Raw genomic sequence first — 16,115 nt, forward strand, 5'->3', positions numbered from 1 at the left:
TTCGACCCGACCTCCATCGGCACGACCGGCTTCGATCCGGTCGGCTTCGGCACGGCCGGAGGCGATCCGGCTGCCGTGATCGCTTCGCACCAGGTCGCAGCGGCCGACCACTTCCAGGCGTACTCGGTCGTCGGACTGCTCGCCGTCCTCGGCGTGCTGTTCGTCGCCTTCGCCTTCGGCGCGGGACGCCTGCTGCGGCCGGTGGTCCCCACGCCCGAGAAACTCATGACGTACGAGTGCGGAGTCGACCCCGTCGGCGAGGGCTGGGCCCACACGCAGATCCGCTACTACGTCTACGCCTTCCTCTACGTGATCTTCGCTGTCGACTCGATCTTCCTCTTCCCCTGGGCGACCGTCTTCGCCGCCGACGGCTACGGCGCGACCACGCTCGTGGAGATGTTCATCTTCCTCGGCTTCCTCGCCGTCGGGCTGTTGTACGCATACAAGAAGGGCGTCCTGACATGGACGTGACCCCCGCGAACCCACCGGGCGCCACCACCCCGCCGGGCGCGCACTCGGGCTCGGACCAGGCTTCCGGACCGGTGCTGCTTCCCGAGCCCGCCGTGCTCCCCGCCGAGGGCAGCGGAAGGCTCGGCGCGCTCGCCCGGCTCGCGCCCGAGCCGATGAAGGTGATCCTCAACTGGGGCCGCCGCTACTCGCTCTGGGTCTTCAACTTCGGCCTCGCCTGCTGTGCGATCGAGTTCATCGCCGCGTCGATGGCCCGCCACGACTTCATCCGCCTCGGCGTCATTCCCTTCGCACCGGGACCGCGTCAGGCCGACCTGATGGTGGTCTCCGGCACGGTCACGGACAAGATGGCGCCCGTGGTGAAGCGCCTGTACGAGCAGATGCCCGAGCCGAAGTACGTCATCTCGTTCGGCGCGTGCAGCAACTGCGGCGGCCCGTACTGGGACTCCTACTCCGTCACCAAGGGTGTCGACCAGATCATCCCGGTCGACGTCTACGTCCCCGGCTGCCCGCCGCGGCCCGAGGCGCTGCTCCAGGGAATCCTGAAACTCCAGGAGAAGATCGCGCGGGAGTCGCTGGGGGAGCGGTACGGGCCCGGTGGGCGGGGTGCCTCCGCGGCTGCCCTGCAGAGCGGGCTGGTGAAGCCGCCGGCGCCGGGGGAGCCCGGTGCGGTGCGGTCCGGCCAGGGGGAGGACCGATGACCGCGGCCGGCTGGCTCCCCACCGACGCCGAAGAACTGTTCGGTACGGAGGCCACGGCCGAGGAGTCGTACGACGTCCTCACCGTCGACGTCCCGCCCGCCTCCTGGCTCCCGGCCCTGGAAACCGCGCGCGACCGGCTCGGCTGCACGTATTTCGACTGGCTGAGCGCGGTCGACGAGTCCGGCACGGGCTTCCGCGTCACCGCCCACGTCGTGGCCCTCTCTCCGGTACGGCGCCTGCTGCTGCGTACGACCGTCCCGCACGAGGCACCGGTGCTGCCTTCCGCCGTGGGGGTCTACGCGGGGGCCGCCTGGCACGAGCGCGAGACGTACGAGATGTTCGGCGTCGACTTCGCCGGTCACCCCGCACTCGACCACCTGCTCCTGCCGGACACCTTCGAGGGCCACCCTCTGCGCAAGGACTTCGTCCTCGCCGCCCGCGTCGCCAAGGCCTGGCCCGGCGCCAAGGAACCCGGCGAGTCCGAGCACGGCGGGCCCAAGCGCCGTCAGATGCTTCCCCCAGGGGTCCCCGACCCCAACGAATGGGGTCCCCTGAAGGGCAGGCTTCCCTCGGCCCCCTCCCGTCCGGCCCGGGGCGGGGGCGGGGGCGGGGCGGCCACCGGAGCCGGAGGCGGACCCGCCGCAGGACGGGCACCCGGCGACCGCCCGGTACGCCGGAACCGCACGGCGGCGGAGGGCTCCGCGAGCCAGGCCGCCCCCGCGGGGGCCGAGGGCGAGGGCCGTCCCGCACGGCCGCCGCGCCGGAACCGCACGGCGGCCGAGGGCTCCGCGAGCCAGCAGGCCGCGCACGCCACCGAGTCACCGACTGCCGCGTCACCGGTCGGGTCACCTGCTGCCGACACCGCGGCGCAGCCCGGGACGCCCCCGCCGGCCGCACCCCGGACGCGCCGTGCCCGGAGCGCGAGTGAGGGTTCGGTTTCCCAGCGCGGGCCGTCGACGGCAGCCGCGTCCGGGAAGGCCGCGGAAGCCGCAGAGGGCACGGTCGGCCCTGATGCCGGTCCCGGCACCGACGCGCCCGAAGCACCGGCAACCGAAGCACCGGCAACGGGACGCCGCACGCGAAGCGCCTCCGAAGGCTCCGCGAGCCAACGCCCCCAGGCGACAACGCCGAAGCCCGCCGAAACGGGGCCCGCCGATGCACGAGACCCCGGTCGGTCACGCAGCGCGCCGGACGGGGCAGGGACGCCAGACATCACCGGGGCATCGGAAGAGACGGAGGAGGCGCCGGACCGGACAGCAGTATCGGGCACCGGGCCGTCCGCCCCACCGCGCAGCCCGGACGCCCCCTGGCACCACGCCCGCCCGGCCTACAGCGAACCCGAACCCGAATCCGAACCCGAAACACAGGTGGAACCCGCGTCCGAAGCGCAGACTGAGCGCGAGTCCGCCCGCAATGCCTACCCCTACTCCGACCTGAACTCCGACCCGGCGCCGGACCCCTCCGGCCCCTCCGGCCCCTCCGGCCCGGCGCCGGACCCCTCCGACCCGGCGCCGGACCCCTCCGGCCCCTCCGGCCCCTCCGACCCGGCGCCGGACCCCTCCGGCCCCTCCGGCCCCTCCGGCACCTCCAGTCCCTCCAGTCCCTCCGGCCCTTCGGCCCCCGACACCCCCTCAGGAGGTCCGCGGTGAACGACGTACTCGACGTCGCTCTGCGACTCCTGATCGTCTTCGTCGTCTTTCTCACCTTCCCGCTCATCGTCGGTCAGACCGAGCACAAAGTGATGGCGCACATGCAGGGCCGCCTGGGCCCGATGTACGCGGGCGGCTTCCACGGCTGGGCCCAGCTCGTCGCCGACGGCGTGAAGTTCGCGCAGAAGGAGGACGTGGTCCCGGCCGGTGCCGACCGCCGTGTCTTCCAACTCGCCCCTGCCGTCGCCCTCCTGCCGTACCTCCTCGTGCTGCTCGCGATCCCGGCCGGGCCGGGCGAGGGCGCCGTCGGGCAGGTGCTGGACGCGGGTGTGTTCTTCGTGCTGGCGGTGATGGGCGTCGGCGTCCTCGGCTCGCTCATGGCCGGGTGGGCCTCCGCCAACAAGTTCTCCCTCCTCGGCGGCCTGCGCACCGCAGCTCAGCTCCTCGCCTATGAACTGCCGATGCTGCTCACCGCCGCCTCGGTGGCGATGGCGGCCGGCACCGTTTCGCTCGTCGGCATCCTCGACGCCTTCGAGTGGTGGTGGCTGCCCTGGCAGATCGTCGGCGCGATCGTCTTCTTCGTCGCCGGACTGGCCGAACTCCAGCGGCCGCCCTTCGACATGCCCGTCGCCGACTCGGAGATCATCTTCGGTGCGTACACCGAGTACACCGGCCTGCGGTTCGCCCTCTTCCTCCTCGCCGAGTACGCCGGGATCGTCGTCCTGTGCGGCCTGACCACCGTTCTCTTCCTGGGCGGCTGGCACGGCCCGTGGGGCGCCGACGGTCTCGGCTGGGTCTGGACCCTGCTGAAGACCGCGGTCCTCGCCTTCGTCGTGATCTGGCTCCGCGTCAGTTATCCCCGTCTGCGTGAGGACCAGTTGCAGAAGCTGTCCTGGACCCTCCTCGTCCCCCTCGCCCTCGCCCAGATCGCCCTCACCGGCGTCGTCAAGGTGGTGATCTCCTAGCCATGGCTCCTCTTCCCGGCTTCCCCGGCTCCGGTCTGGCCAAGGGCCTGGCCGTCACCCTGCGGACGATGACGAAGAAGTCCGTCACCGCCCAGTATCCGGACACCCAGCCCGACCTCCCGCCCCGCACCCGCGGGGTGATCGGCCTGTTCGAGGAGAACTGCACGGTCTGCATGCTGTGTGCCCGCGAGTGCCCCGACTGGTGCATCTACATCGACTCCCACAAGGAGACCGTCCCGGCGGCGACGCCCGGCGGCCGTGAGCGCAGCCGCAACGTCCTCGACCGGTTCGCCATCGACTTCTCCCTGTGCATGTACTGCGGTATCTGCATCGAGGTCTGTCCTTTCGACGCCCTGTTCTGGTCCCCCGAGTTCGAGTACGCCGAGACCGACATCCGCGAACTCACCCACGAACGCGACAAGCTCCGCGAGTGGATGTGGACGGTCCCGGCCCCGCCGGCCCTCGACCCCGCCGCCGAGGAACCGAAGGAAATCGCCGCCGCCCGCAAGACAGCCGACAAACTGGCCGCCACCCGGGCCGCCCCCCGGCCCGGCCCGCCGCCGGCCGCGCAGGCCGATCCGCAGCCCGAGCCGAAGGGGGAGGAGTCGTGACGCTCGCCGCAGCCGCCGGCACGGTCGCGCACGCCACGGCCGCCACCGTCGACGCCGCCACCGGGACACAGGGCTTCCTCTCCCCGAGCGGAGTGGAGATCGCCTTCCTCCTCGTCGGCCTGGTCACCTTCGGCGCAGCCGTCGTCACCGTCACCACCAGGCAGCTGGTGCACGCCGCCCTGTGGCTGGTGGTGGCCCTCGGCGGACTCGCCGTCGAATACCTCCTGCTCACCGCCGAGTTCATCGCCTGGGTGCAGGTCCTCATCTACGTGGGTTCGGTCGTCGTCCTCCTCCTGTTCGGTCTGATGCTCACCAGAGCGCCCGTGGGCCGCTCCCCGGACGCCGACTCCGGCAACCGCCGGGTCGCCCTCGGCGTGGCCGTCGCCGCGGCCGTCGCCCTGGTCTGGGTCGTCGTCGACGCCTTCCGTACGACCTGGATCGACCTGGACGGCGCGCCCGCCGGCTCCACCGACGTGACCGGCGCCAGTCTCTTCCAGCACTGGGTCCTGCCCTTCGAGGCCCTCTCCGTCCTCCTCCTCGCCGCCCTCGTCGGCGCGATCGTCCTCTCCCGCAGAGCGGAGACGGCCGCCGCGGCACGGGAAACCCAGGCGCGGGAGACGGCCGCCGGAGTCACCGACGGGCCGGCCTCCCGCCCCCGCCCCCGGCCCCGGCCCCGCCGTGATGCGGAAGGGAACCGCTGATGCACCTCGCCTATCCCGTCGTGCTGTCCGCGCTCCTCTTCTGCACCGGCCTGTACGGAGTCCTCGCCCGCCGCAACGCGATCCTGGTGCTGATGTCGGTCGAGCTGATGCTCAACGCCGTCAATCTGAACCTGGTCGCCTTCGACGTCTGGCTCAGCAAGACCGCCGAGGAGACCCTGCACTCCGGTCAGGCCCTTGCCCTGTTCACCATCGCCATCGCCGCCGCCGAGATCGGCATCGGCCTGGCGATCGTCCTCGCCGTCCACCGCAACCGCGGCACCGCGGACATCGACAAGCTCCGCGACACCGCCGAGGGCCACAGCCCCGACGCCCCCGACGGCACGGGCAGCCCCGGTGGGCCGGTCGGCCCCGACTCCGACAGCGACGCCCCCACGACCCGGGCGGCCGTCACGAAGGCCGAGGCCACCGCGTGACCACGACCACCCTCGCCGTCCTCGTCCCCCTCCTTCCGTTCCTCGGCGCGATCGCCGGACTGCTCCTGGGCCGCGCGGCCCCCGGTTTCGTCCGTCCGCTCGCCGTCCTGCCCACGCTCACCGCCCTCGCACTGGCCGCCGTGGTCGCCGCGCGCCAGGGCGGCGACCGGGCCCTCGACGCCGCAACCGAGCTCACCCCCACCGGCTCCGTCCCCGTCGAACTCGCCCTGCACATCGACGGCTTCGCCGCCCTCACCGCCGTGGTGGTCGGCGCCGTCGCCACCTGTGTGCAGATCTACTCGACGGGCTACCTCCGCGACGACCCGCGCTACCCCTCCTACGCGGCCCTCGTCTCCCTGTTCACCTCCGCGATGTTCCTCGTCGTCTACTCCGGCGACCTGATGGTGCTGCTGGTCGGCTGGGAAGTCATGGGCATCTGCTCCTACTTCCTCGTCGGCCACTACTGGGAGACCCCCCAGGCCCGCGCCGCCTCCCTCAAAGCCTTCCTGGTCACCAAGCTCGGCGACGCCCCCTTCCTCATCGGCCTGTTCGCCCTCGCCGGCGAGGCGGACTCCTTCCGGATCACGCATGTCCTCGACACCGTCGCGAACGGCGGCATCGAGCACCCCACCCTGATCGCCCTGCTCCTCCTGGCAGGCGTGGCGGGCAAGTCGGCGCAGTTCCCGCTGCACACCTGGCTCCCCGACGCGATGGCGGGCCCGACCCCCGTCTCCGCGCTGATCCACGCCGCGACGATGGTCGCCGCCGGTGTCTACTTCGTCGCCCGCCTCCTCCCGCTCTTCCAGGTCTCGCAGGCCGCGATGACCGTCCTCGCAGTCATGGCCGCCGTCACCATGGCCGGCTCGGCGCTCGCCGCTCTCGCCCAGGACGACATCAAACGCGTCCTCGCCTACTCGACGATCGGCCAGCTCGGCTACATGACCGGAGCCCTCGCCGTCGGCGAGCGCGGAGCCGCCGTCTTCCACCTCCTGTCCCACGGCGCCTTCAAGGCGCTCCTGTTCCTCGCCGCCGGCGTGCTCATCCACGCGGCCGGCACCAACTCGCTGGCCGCCATGTCCCGCATGAGCCACCTGCGCGACCGCGTACCCGACGCCTACTGGACGATGACCGTGGCGCTCCTCGCGCTCGCCGCGATCCCGCCGTTCAGCGGCTTCTTCTCCAAGGAAGCCGTTCTCGGAGCCGCCGAACACGTCGTCACCGGCCACACCGGGCAGGCCCCCGCCGCCGCGGGCTGGATCGTCCTCCTCTCCGGCCTGGCCGCTGCCCTGCTCACCGCCGCCTACGCGGCACGCCTGTGGCTGCTGGTCTTCCGCGGACACGGCACCGAGGCCCCCGACCACGGCAGGCAGCCCCTCACCATGACCGCCGTGCTGTGGGTGCTCGCGATTCCCTCCCTCACCCTGGGCGCCCTCGCCTTCCGCGTGCTGCCCGACTGGTTCGACGGCCACGACCTCGCCCCGACTCTCACCACCTCGATGCTCGGCACCGGTGTGGCCCTGGTCGGCGGCATCATCACCTACACCGCCTGGCGGCACACCACCGCCCACGCCGCCCACCCCCCACCCGGTGCCGTGGCCGCCCACCCGGAGGCCGGCGCCGGACAGGTCGAGGCCGAGGCCATCGCCACCCACGAACCCGCCTACGGAGACATCGCGTACGCGTCCGACCCGGCCGACCCCGGCCGTCTGCTGCTCGGCCCGCTGCACCGCCACGCGGCCGCCGGCTTCCACCTCGACGCCGTGTACACGACCCTCTTCGTCCGGCCCGTCCAGGCGGCGGCCGGTCTCGTCCGGTTCCTCGACCGCGAGGTCGTCGACACCTACGTACGCGGCGCGGGAACGCTGCCCCGGTGGCTCGGTACCGCCGTACGACGTGCCCAGACCGGCAATCTGCAGACCTATGTGAGCGCGCTGCTCGCCGGCACCGTCGTTCTCGCGGTCGCCGTCGTCCTCGCCGCCACGGGAGCGTGACCAGACGTGATCGATATCAGCGAGCCCGTGATGCAGTTCCTTCTGGCGTTCCTCGTCGTCGGCCCGCTTCTCGGTGCCGCCGCCGCTCTTCTTCCGGCCCCGCCCGGACTCAAGGGGACGTCACCCGACCAGGCCGTGCTCCGGCACGGTGTGACCGTCACCGGCGCCGTCCTCATCGCGGCTACCGTCCTCGCGCTCGGCTTCGACCACGACCAGCCGTCGAAGATGCAGGCCACCACCGACATCAGCTGGATCCCCGCACTCGACGTGCGGATCCACCTCGGCACCGACGGCATCTCCCTCCCCCTTCTGGTCCTGACCGCCCTGCTGACCTTCCTCAGCGCGGTCTACACGTACGTCAAACCGCCCGCGGGCCCGTCCCCGAAGGCCTTCGTCGCCCTGCTGCTCGTCCTCGAGTCCGGCACCCTCGCGGCCTTCGCCGTCCTCGACCTGATCCTGTTCTTCCTCGCCTTCGAGATGGTCCTGATCCCGATGTACTTCCTCATCGCCCGCTGGGGCGGCGAGGGCCGGGCCGAGGCCGCCTGGAAGTTCATCCTCTACACGCTGCTCGGCTCCGTGGTCATGCTGCTCGGCCTGCTCCTGATCGGAATCAAGGCGGGCACGTTCGACATGGTGGCACTCGCCACTGACAACGGCCGGTCACTGAGCGTATCCGTACAGGTCGTCGCCGTACTGGCGATCGGGATCGGGCTCGCGGTCAAGACCCCGATGTGGCCGCTGCACAGCTGGCTGCCCGACGCCCACACCGCCGCCCCGACCGTCGGCTCCGTCCTGCTGGCCGGAGTCCTGCTGAAGATGGGCACGTACGGGTTCGTGCGGATCCTGCTCCCCACCGCACCGGACGGCTTCCGCACCTTCGCGCCCTACCTCGGCGCCTTCGCCGTCGTCGGCGTCATCTACGGATCCCTCGCCTGCCTCGCCCTCGCGAGGCAGGGCGCCAAGGGCGACCTCAAGCGCCTCATCGCCTACTCCTCCGTCGGTCACATGGGCTTCGTCCTCCTCGGCATCGCCACCATGACCCCGACCGGCGTCAACGGCGCCCTCTTCGCCAACATCGCCCACGGCCTCATCACCGGTCTCCTCTTCTTCCTCGTCGGCGCCCTCAAGGACCGCACCGGCACCGTCGACCTCGACACCCTGGCCCAGCGGACCGGCGCCGCCCTCTACGGCAGGGCACCGCGCCTCGGCGGTCTGCTCGCCTTCGCCGCCGTCGCCTCCCTGGGCCTGCCCGGCCTCGCCGGGTTCTGGGGCGAGATGCTGGCCCTCTTCGGCGCGTTCGACCCCGCCGAAGGGCTCAGCCGCCCCGCCTTCCTCGTCTTCATGTCGGTCGGCGCCTTCGGCACCCTGCTGACCGCGGCATACCTGCTCGTCGTGGTCCGCAGGGTCTGCATGGGCGCCCCGCAGGAACAGGCCCCCGCGCTCACCGACGTGCGCGGCTACGAGTTCGCGGCCTGGGGCCCGCTCGTCGTCCTCACCGTCGTCGCCGGACTGTGGCCCGGGGCCCTGATCGGACTGACCGACCCGGCCGTGCAGCAGCTCCTCGCAGGAGGCACCCGATGAGCTCCCTCGTCCAGTCCGTCGACTGGCTGGCCATCGCACCGCCCGTCGTCGTGGCCGTCGTCGGACTCGCCGTCCTCGTCGCCGACCTGTTCCTCGGCGAGTCCGGGAAACCGCTCCTCGGCGGGCTCGCGGTGACCGGACTTGCCGCCGCCACCCTCATGCTGCTTCCCCTCCTCGACGCCGACCGCAGCACGTTCTGCCTGGTCGGCGACCCCGGAGTGTGCAGCTACACCGTCGACCGGTTCACCCTCGTCATCCAGTTCCTGGTGCTCGGCGGCGCGCTCCTGACCGCCCTTCTGTCGGTCACCGCCCTCAAGGACGCCGACAAACGGCTCCCCGAGGGCGAGTACTGGTTCCTGTTCCTGTCCTCCGCCGCAGGCGCCGCCCTCCTGCCCGCCTCCCGCGATTTCGTGACCCTCGTCGTCGCCCTGGAAGTCGCCTCCCTGCCCGCCTTCGCCCTGGTCGGCCTCCGGCGCGGCGACCGGAAGTCGTCCGAAGCGGCGCTGAAGTTCTTCCTGTCCTCGGTCACCGCCACCGCGGTCAGCCTCCTCGGCATCAGCTTCGTCTACGCGGCCACCGGTACCCTCCACCTCACCCTGGTGGCCGAACGCGTCCAGACCGTCGACGGACAGCTCCACACCCTCGCCCGGGCCGGCGTCGTCCTCATCCTCGTCGGCTTCGCCTTCAAGACGGCCGCCGTCCCCTTCCACCTCTGGGTGCCCGACACCTACGTCGGCGCCCCCCTGCCGGTCGCCGCCTACCTGTCGGTCATCGGCAAGGCGGTCGGCTTCACCGGCCTGATCCTCGTCACCGTCGTCGCCCTCCCGTCGTACGCCGAGGTATGGGGCCCGGCCCTCGCCGCGCTCGCCGCCCTCACCATGACCGTCGGCAACGTCGGGGCCCTCGCACAGCAGGCCACGCGCGCGTACAGCGCGGTACGGCTCCTGGCCTGGTCCTCAGTCGGCCAGGCCGGCTACCTCCTGGTGCCGATCGCCGCCGCCGCGTACTCCGGCGACGCCGAGAAGTCGATCGGCTCCACCCTCGCCTACGCCCTCATGTACGGTGCGGTGAACCTCGGCGCCTTCGCCGTCGCCGCCCTGGCAGGCCGGACGAACCCCCTCAACCGGGTCTCCGACTACCGCGGCCTGTACGTCTCCAGTCCGCTCACCGCCCTGCTCCTGGCTTTCTTCCTGCTGTGTCTCGCCGGACTCCCGCCCGGCATCATCGGCCTCTTCGCCAAGGTCACCGTCTTCTCCGCGGCGGTCGACGCCGGACTCGGCTGGCTCGCCGTCGTCATGGCCGTCAACGTCGTCATCGCGCTGGTCTACTACCTCCGCTGGACGGCCCTGCTGTTCCACGCACCCGAGGCCGAACCGGCCGTGCGCCGTGTCCCGGTCCCGCTGACCGCCGCGATCACTCTGACCGGCGTCCTCGGCATCGTCCTGTCCGGCGCACCACAACTGATCCTGCGCTTCACCGGCACCGGGCTCTTCTGACCCGACGCCCCGGGGCCGCACCGCCCCGCCGGCACCCGACGCCCCACGATCTTCCGGGCTCACCGGGCCTCCTCCGTCACCCCTGTCCCGATCCACCGGTCGCACTTTCAGGCCACCGGACGGGCGCGGCGGCACGGCGCCGGGAGCAGCCGTCACCCGGGCGGTTCACACGTGCCACCACGCGTCCCAGGGAACCTGTGCCGCTCGCCTGGCGTTGACGAATACGGGAGGGTCCACTGGACGTGAGGCCAAGACACCCGGGGACGTCGCAGGTCAGAAGGAAGATCGGCCGACGAGGGTCTCCCTGCCGCACGATTTGGAGGGCGTACCGTGCACCGCCGGCACAACGGGCTCAAGACCGCGGTCCTCCTCGGGGGACTGTCCGCGCTCATCATCGTCATCGGCAGCTTCTTCGGCAGCACGGGCCTCGTCGTCGCTGTCGTGATCGCGCTGGGCACCAACGCGTACGCGTACTGGAACAGCGACAAGCTCGCCCTGCGCGCGATGCGGGCCCGCCCCGTGAGCGAGTTCGAGGCCCCCGGCCTGTACCGCATGGTCCGCGAGCTCTCCACACAGGCCCGCCAGCCCATGCCCCGCCTGTACATCTCCCCGACCGAGGCACCCAACGCCTTCGCCACCGGCCGCAACCCGCGCAACGCCGCGGTGTGCTGCACCGAAGGAATCCTGCGCCTGCTCGACGAGCGCGAACTGCGCGGCGTCATCGGCCACGAGCTCAGCCATGTCTACAACCGGGACATCCTGATCTCCTCGGTCGCCGGCGCCCTCGCCTCGGTGATCATGTTCCTGGTCAATTTCGCCTGGCTGATCCCGGTCGGCCGTTCCAACGACGACGACGGCCCCGGCATCCTCGGCATGCTGCTGATCATGATCCTGGGCCCGCTCGCCGCCTCCCTCATCAAGCTGGCCGTCAGCCGCTCCCGGGAGTACGAGGCCGATGCCTCCGGCGCCCAGCTGACCGGCGACCCTCTCGCCCTGGCAAGCGCCCTGCGCAAGCTGGAAACGGGCACCAAGCAGCTTCCCCTGCCCCCCGAACCCCGCATCGAGACCGCCAGCCACATGATGATCGCGAACCCGTTCCGGCCGGGCCAGGGGTTCGCGAAGATGTTCTCGACCCACCCGCCCATGGCGGAACGCATCGCCCGACTCGAGAAGATGGCAGGTCGAACGCAGTGAAGACCATCCTGAACGTCATATGGCTCGTTCTGAGCGGCTTCTGGCTGTTCCTCGGCTACCTGCTCGCCGGTGTCCTGTTGTGCGTCACGATCATCGGTGTTCCCTTCGGGATCGCCGCCTTCCGGATCGGTGTCTACGCCCTGTGGCCGTTCGGGTACACGGCGGTCGAGCGCAGGGACGCGGGCGCCGCCTCCTGCGTCGGCAACGTGCTGTGGCTGGTCCTCGCGGGCTGGTGGCTGGCCATCGGCCACATCGTCACCGGCCTCGCCCTGTGCGTGACGATCATCGGAATCCCGCTCGGCATCGCCAACTTCAAGCTGATCCCGGTCTCGTTGCTCCCGATGGGCCGCGAGATCGTACGCACCGACCAGCCGTTCGCAGCCCGCTAGCCCGGCTCGGTTCTCCACGTTCGCAAGCACGTCGGCGGGGGGTTGTCCACAGGCCGCCCCGACCGTCGGAGTCGGCGTGCACCATGGATGCATGACCGAACGCGATCGGCTCGTTACTCCAGGTGGCGTCCGCCTTCCGGAAGGCCGGGCCCCACCCCGAAGGCCCCGTCTCCGCCTCGCCTGCGGGCTGCCCTGCGCCCTGCGGGCCCCACCCGCCCGGACCCGGGAGAGCTACTGCCCGGCTTCCCTCCACCGCCGTACCCCGTAAGCGGCAGCACCCACCACCAGCACCCCCGCGCCGACGGCCACGGACATCACCGGCAGGGAGAACGCCAGGACCAGACACCCGGCGAGCCCGACCGCCGGCAGCACCCGTGCCGCCGGCCCCGGCCGAAGCGTCCAGGCCGACGCGTTGGCCACCGCGTAGTACGCCAGCACCCCGAAGGAGGAGAACCCGATCGCGCCCCGTACGTCCACCGTGGCGGCCAGGACGGCGACCACCGCTCCCACGGCCAGCTCCGCCCGGTGCGGCACCTGGAACCGGGGGTGGACGGCGGCCAGGGAGCCCGGCAGATGCCGGTCCCGGGCCATGGCGAGCGTCGTCCGTGAAACACCCAGGATCAGGGCGAGCAGCGATCCCAGCGCGGCCGCGGCCGCCCCCACCCTTACCAGCGGCGTCAGTTCCGGAACCCCGGCCGCCCGCACCGCGTCGGCGAGCGGCGCGCCCGAGTCACCCAGTTCCTGTGCCCCCAGCACTGAAAGGACGGCGACCGCGACAGCCGCGTACACGACCAGCGCGATGCCCAGAGCCAGCGGGATCGCGCGCGGGATGGTGCGCGCAGGATCCCGCACCTCCTCGCCGAGGGTCGCGATCCGCGCATACCCGGCGAAGGCGAAGAACAGCAGACCGGCGGCCTGAAGCACACCGCCCGCGCCGTCCGGTGCCGCGAAGGAGAGGCGCCCGGCATCGACCTGCCCCGAGGTCAGGCACACGACCACCACGGAAGCGAGGACAGCGAGGACCACGGCCACGATCACCCGCGTCAGCCACGCGGACTTCTGCACACCGCCGTAGTTCACCGCGGTCAGCGCCACGACCGCGGCGACCGCCACGGCGTGGGCCTGCCCCGGCCAGAGGTACGCGCCGACGGTGAGGGCCATCGCCGCGCAGGAGGCGGTCTTGCCGACCACGAACGCCCAGCCTGCGAGGTACCCCCAGAACTCGCCGAGCCGCGCCCGCCCGTAGACATAGGTGCCGCCCGAGGCGGGATACAGCGCGGCGAGGCGCGCCGACGACGTGGCGTTGCAGTAGGCGACCACGGCGGCGACCGCGAGTCCGAGGAGGAGCCCGGAGCCGGCCGCGTGCGCGGCGGGCGCCAGAGCGGCGAAGATCCCGGCCCCCACCATGGAGCCGAGACCGATGACGACGGCGTCTCCCACACCGAGCGTGCGGCGCAGTCCGGAACCGGAAGGGGATGTCATGAGGCCGCACCCTACTGATCGCGGCAACCGTCACGCGTACCCACGTCGTCCTTCACCCCAGGACGGGATGAACACCGGGGCCGGACCGGAATCACAGGCCGCGACAGGTGAGGGCGCGGCACGAGAGGGCAGGGATCAGAGAATGACGATCATCAGCTGGATTATTCTGGGACTGTTGGCCGGAGCGATCGCGAAGTTCCTGCTGCCGGGCCGCGACCCGGGCGGCCTCATCGGCACGACCCTGATCGGCGTCGCCGGAGCGTTCATCGGCGGCTGGGTATCGGCCCGTTGGCTCGACCACCCGATCACCAAGGACTTCTACGACGGCGCCACCTGGGCCGCCGCGATAGGCGGCTCCCTGGTCCTCCTGATCGCCTACCGCCTCCTCTTCGGCCACTCGCGCGACTGAGCCCCGGCGCCGGGGCCGCTCCGGGCGCCGTCGGCAGCCGAGAAGGGTGGGCGCCCGGCGGCACCCACCCTCCCGCACGCAGACAGATGTGCACGCGACGCCCAAGGCGCACGCGGCTTCGTCCTCCGACCCGGCTCAGCGGTAGTTCACGAACTGCAGGGCGAAGTCGAAGTCCTGGCCCTTGAGCAGGGAGATGACGGTCTGAAGATCGTCACGGCTCTTGGAGGAGACCCGGAGTTCCTCACCCTGCACCTGGGCCTTCACGCCCTTGGGGCCCTCGTCCCGGATGAGCTTCGCCACCTTCTTCGCGTTCTCCTGGGAGATGCCCTCCTGGATCGATGCGAAGATCTTGTACTCCTTGCCGGAGAGCTGCGGCTCACCGGCGTCCAGGGACTTCAGCGAGATGCCCCGCTTGATCAGCTTGGACTGGAAGACGTCGAGGACGGCCTTCACCCGGTCCTCGGAGTTCGCCTCCAGAAGGATCTTCTCCCCGGACCACGAGATCGAGGCCCCCACGCCCTTGAAGTCGTAGCGCTGCGAGATCTCCTTGGCGGTCTGGTTGAGGGCGTTGTCGACCTCCTGCCGCTCGACCTTCGAGACGATGTCGAAACTGGAGTCGGCCATGTCCTGTGGCTCCTTGTATCGGGGTGCGTATCGGGCTGAGAGCCGGATGCGTACCGGCTACCGGCGTACGGGCGGCCGTCGAGCCCGGTATCGGTCCCGGGCCGCATCCGCACAAGCCTAGCCACCCCGGGGTCCCCGGGTGGCGATCAATCGGGTGGCGAAGCACCCCTCCTCATCAGGTATCGTTTACGTCGTTGCCACGGAGCGCCGCCACAAGGCGGTTCGAGGGCAACGACCTTGGCGGTGTGCCCGAGCGGCCAAAGGGAGCAGACTGTAAATCTGCCGGCTCAGCCTTCCCAGGTTCGAATCCTGGCGCCGCCACAAGGGGAAGACCCCCTCCGGACCGCGAGACGCGGTCCGGAGGGGGTCTTCCGTGTTCGCGGTGGGGTACGCGTGGGGCAGGCCGCTCGGGAGACACTGGTGGGATGTCGTCGCGTCGTAGGCGTTGCCCCGAGTGTCGTCGTGAGATCGCCGTCGTGGCCGGGCGGTACGCGCGGCATGATCCGCCCGGCGCTCGGGAGCACGGGGCGCTGACCTCGTGCCCCGGGTCCCGCCGGTACGCCCGGGCCGGCGTCGAACAGCCGTCGCTGGACGGGTACGTCGTCCCGGAGTTCCCGGGGCAGATGCCGCTGTTCTAGCCGTCCTCGCGCAGCTTTCCGGGTCCTCCCGGATCCCTTCCCCGGCTCACTCGCCCGCCACCGATCTCACCGCCACCGGGACCGGCGAGGGGCCGCTGATCAGTTCCAAAGTCAGGCCGGCCGTCGAGGAGTCCTCCACCAGCTCGGCCAGGACGGCGGCCACGTCGTCGCGGGGGATCGGGCCGCTGCCGGTGTGGGCTTCCAGGCGGACCAGGCCGGTGCCGGCGTCGTCGGTGAGCGAGCCGGGGCGCAGGATCGTCCAGTCGAGGGCGTCCAGGCCGCGGACGTAGGCGTCGGCCTCGCCCTTGGCGCGTTGGTACACGTCGAAGATCTCGTCGCCCTCGTGGGCCGGGTCCGCGCCCATCGAGGAGACGACCACGAACCGCCGCACCCCCGCGCGGACCGCCGCGTCGGCGAAGAGGACCGCCGCGGCCTTGTCCACCGTCTCCTTGCGCGCCGAGCCGCTCCCCGGCCCGGCGCCCGCGGCGAACACGGCGGCGTCCGCGCCCCGGAGTTGCTCCGCGACCTCTTCCACGGATGCCGACTCCAGGTCGAGTACGACCGGCTCGGCGCCCAGGTGCCGCAGCTCGTCGGCCTGTTCGGGTTTGCGGATGATGCCCGCCACTTCGTACCCGCGCGCGGCGAGCAACCGCTCCAGCCGCAGCGCGATCTGACCATGACCACCAGCGATGACAATGCGCATGCCTTCGACCGTACGCCGCGACGATGGCATCCGCCGCACGGCACGGCCCGGAAGGAGAACGGCAGGAGGAGGGACCACA

17 protein-coding genes and 1 tRNA gene are annotated in these 16,115 nt (G+C 71.5%); 15 read left to right on the forward strand and 3 right to left on the reverse strand.

Annotated elements, in window-relative coordinates:
• Nucleotides 1-78: 78 nt before the first annotated feature.
• The 12 genes from TU30_RS04780 (at nucleotide 79) to TU30_RS04835 (ending at nucleotide 12,180) form a co-directional block, all read left to right on the forward strand.
• Nucleotides 79-471, forward strand: coding sequence for an NADH-quinone oxidoreductase subunit A (locus tag TU30_RS04780; protein ID WP_042165574.1), 393 nt, complete (start codon nucleotides 79-81; stop codon nucleotides 469-471).
• Complete coding sequence (locus TU30_RS04785) at nucleotides 462-1,169, forward strand: NADH-quinone oxidoreductase subunit B (RefSeq protein ID WP_042164984.1); 708 nt, start codon at nucleotides 462-464, stop codon at nucleotides 1,167-1,169. The genes TU30_RS04780 and TU30_RS04785 overlap by 10 nt, the downstream gene beginning before the upstream one ends.
• Entirely contained in the window at nucleotides 1,166-2,818 is a 1,653-nt protein-coding gene (locus TU30_RS04790) for an NADH-quinone oxidoreductase subunit C (RefSeq protein WP_042164986.1), read from the forward strand. The genes TU30_RS04785 and TU30_RS04790 overlap by 4 nt, the downstream gene beginning before the upstream one ends.
• Nucleotides 2,815-3,783, forward strand: a complete 969-nt coding sequence (locus TU30_RS04795; RefSeq protein WP_042164988.1) for a complex I subunit 1 family protein — start codon at nucleotides 2,815-2,817, stop codon at nucleotides 3,781-3,783. The genes TU30_RS04790 and TU30_RS04795 overlap by 4 nt, the downstream gene beginning before the upstream one ends.
• Before the next feature lie 2 nt (nucleotides 3,784-3,785).
• Nucleotides 3,786-4,394: an NADH-quinone oxidoreductase subunit I gene (locus TU30_RS04800; protein ID WP_042164990.1), complete on the forward strand. Its 609-nt coding sequence runs from the start codon at nucleotides 3,786-3,788 to the stop codon at nucleotides 4,392-4,394.
• On the forward strand, nucleotides 4,391-5,095 hold the full coding sequence (locus TU30_RS04805) for an NADH-quinone oxidoreductase subunit J (protein ID WP_078878116.1): 705 nt from the start codon (nucleotides 4,391-4,393) through the stop codon (nucleotides 5,093-5,095). Before TU30_RS04800 ends, TU30_RS04805 begins: the two co-directional genes overlap by 4 nt.
• A complete protein-coding gene (gene nuoK, locus TU30_RS04810; RefSeq protein WP_042164992.1) occupies nucleotides 5,095-5,529 on the forward strand; it encodes an NADH-quinone oxidoreductase subunit NuoK in 435 nt (144 codons plus the stop codon). The genes TU30_RS04805 and nuoK overlap by 1 nt, the downstream gene beginning before the upstream one ends.
• Nucleotides 5,526-7,520 (forward strand): NADH-quinone oxidoreductase subunit L, encoded by a 1,995-nt coding sequence (locus tag TU30_RS04815; protein WP_042164995.1) that lies wholly within the window; start codon nucleotides 5,526-5,528, stop codon nucleotides 7,518-7,520. The genes nuoK and TU30_RS04815 overlap by 4 nt, the downstream gene beginning before the upstream one ends.
• Before the next feature lie 6 nt (nucleotides 7,521-7,526).
• Entirely contained in the window at nucleotides 7,527-9,101 is a 1,575-nt protein-coding gene (locus TU30_RS04820) for a NuoM family protein (protein ID WP_042164996.1), read from the forward strand.
• On the forward strand, nucleotides 9,098-10,597 hold the full coding sequence (locus TU30_RS04825) for an NADH-quinone oxidoreductase subunit N (protein ID WP_042164997.1): 1,500 nt from the start codon (nucleotides 9,098-9,100) through the stop codon (nucleotides 10,595-10,597). Before TU30_RS04820 ends, TU30_RS04825 begins: the two co-directional genes overlap by 4 nt.
• Nucleotides 10,598-10,927: 330 nt before the next feature.
• Nucleotides 10,928-11,791, forward strand: coding sequence for a zinc metalloprotease HtpX (gene htpX / locus TU30_RS04830; protein ID WP_042164999.1), 864 nt, complete (start codon nucleotides 10,928-10,930; stop codon nucleotides 11,789-11,791).
• Nucleotides 11,788-12,180, forward strand: coding sequence for a YccF domain-containing protein (locus tag TU30_RS04835; RefSeq protein ID WP_042165001.1), 393 nt, complete (start codon nucleotides 11,788-11,790; stop codon nucleotides 12,178-12,180). Before htpX ends, TU30_RS04835 begins: the two co-directional genes overlap by 4 nt.
• Nucleotides 12,181-12,411: 231 nt before the next feature.
• Here TU30_RS04835 and TU30_RS04840 read toward each other — a convergent pair whose 3' ends face one another.
• Nucleotides 12,412-13,662 (reverse strand): APC family permease, encoded by a 1,251-nt coding sequence (locus tag TU30_RS04840; RefSeq protein WP_042165003.1) that lies wholly within the window; start codon nucleotides 13,660-13,662, stop codon nucleotides 12,412-12,414.
• A gap of 142 nt (nucleotides 13,663-13,804) precedes the next feature.
• Here TU30_RS04840 and TU30_RS04845 point away from each other — a divergent pair, with 142 nt between their 5' ends.
• Nucleotides 13,805-14,071 carry a GlsB/YeaQ/YmgE family stress response membrane protein gene (locus tag TU30_RS04845; RefSeq protein ID WP_042165006.1) on the forward strand — a complete coding sequence of 89 codons (267 nt, stop codon included), beginning with the start codon at nucleotides 13,805-13,807 and terminating at the stop codon, nucleotides 14,069-14,071.
• A 135-nt stretch (nucleotides 14,072-14,206) separates the two neighbouring features.
• Here the strand turns inward: TU30_RS04845 and TU30_RS04850 are convergent, their stop codons facing one another.
• Nucleotides 14,207-14,695 carry a YajQ family cyclic di-GMP-binding protein gene (locus tag TU30_RS04850; protein ID WP_042165009.1) on the reverse strand — a complete coding sequence of 163 codons (489 nt, stop codon included), beginning with the start codon at nucleotides 14,693-14,695 and terminating at the stop codon, nucleotides 14,207-14,209.
• Nucleotides 14,696-14,934: 239 nt separating this feature from the next.
• On the opposite strand from TU30_RS04850, the gene TU30_RS04855 reads away from it, so the two are divergent.
• Both TU30_RS04855 and TU30_RS36905 read left to right on the forward strand, forming a co-directional pair.
• Nucleotides 14,935-15,016: transfer RNA gene (locus tag TU30_RS04855), tRNA-Tyr, on the forward strand.
• A 104-nt stretch (nucleotides 15,017-15,120) separates the two neighbouring features.
• Nucleotides 15,121-15,333 carry a hypothetical protein gene (locus tag TU30_RS36905; RefSeq protein WP_042165011.1) on the forward strand — a complete coding sequence of 71 codons (213 nt, stop codon included), beginning with the start codon at nucleotides 15,121-15,123 and terminating at the stop codon, nucleotides 15,331-15,333.
• Between the two features lie 46 nt (nucleotides 15,334-15,379).
• Here the strand turns inward: TU30_RS36905 and TU30_RS04865 are convergent, their stop codons facing one another.
• Complete coding sequence (locus TU30_RS04865; protein ID WP_042165014.1) at nucleotides 15,380-16,036, reverse strand: SDR family oxidoreductase; 657 nt, start codon at nucleotides 16,034-16,036, stop codon at nucleotides 15,380-15,382.
• Nucleotides 16,037-16,115: the final 79 nt, after the last annotated feature.

It is taken from the genome of Streptomyces sp. NBRC 110035, from assembly GCF_000829695.1.
Lineage (GTDB): Bacteria > Actinomycetota > Actinomycetes > Streptomycetales > Streptomycetaceae > Streptomyces.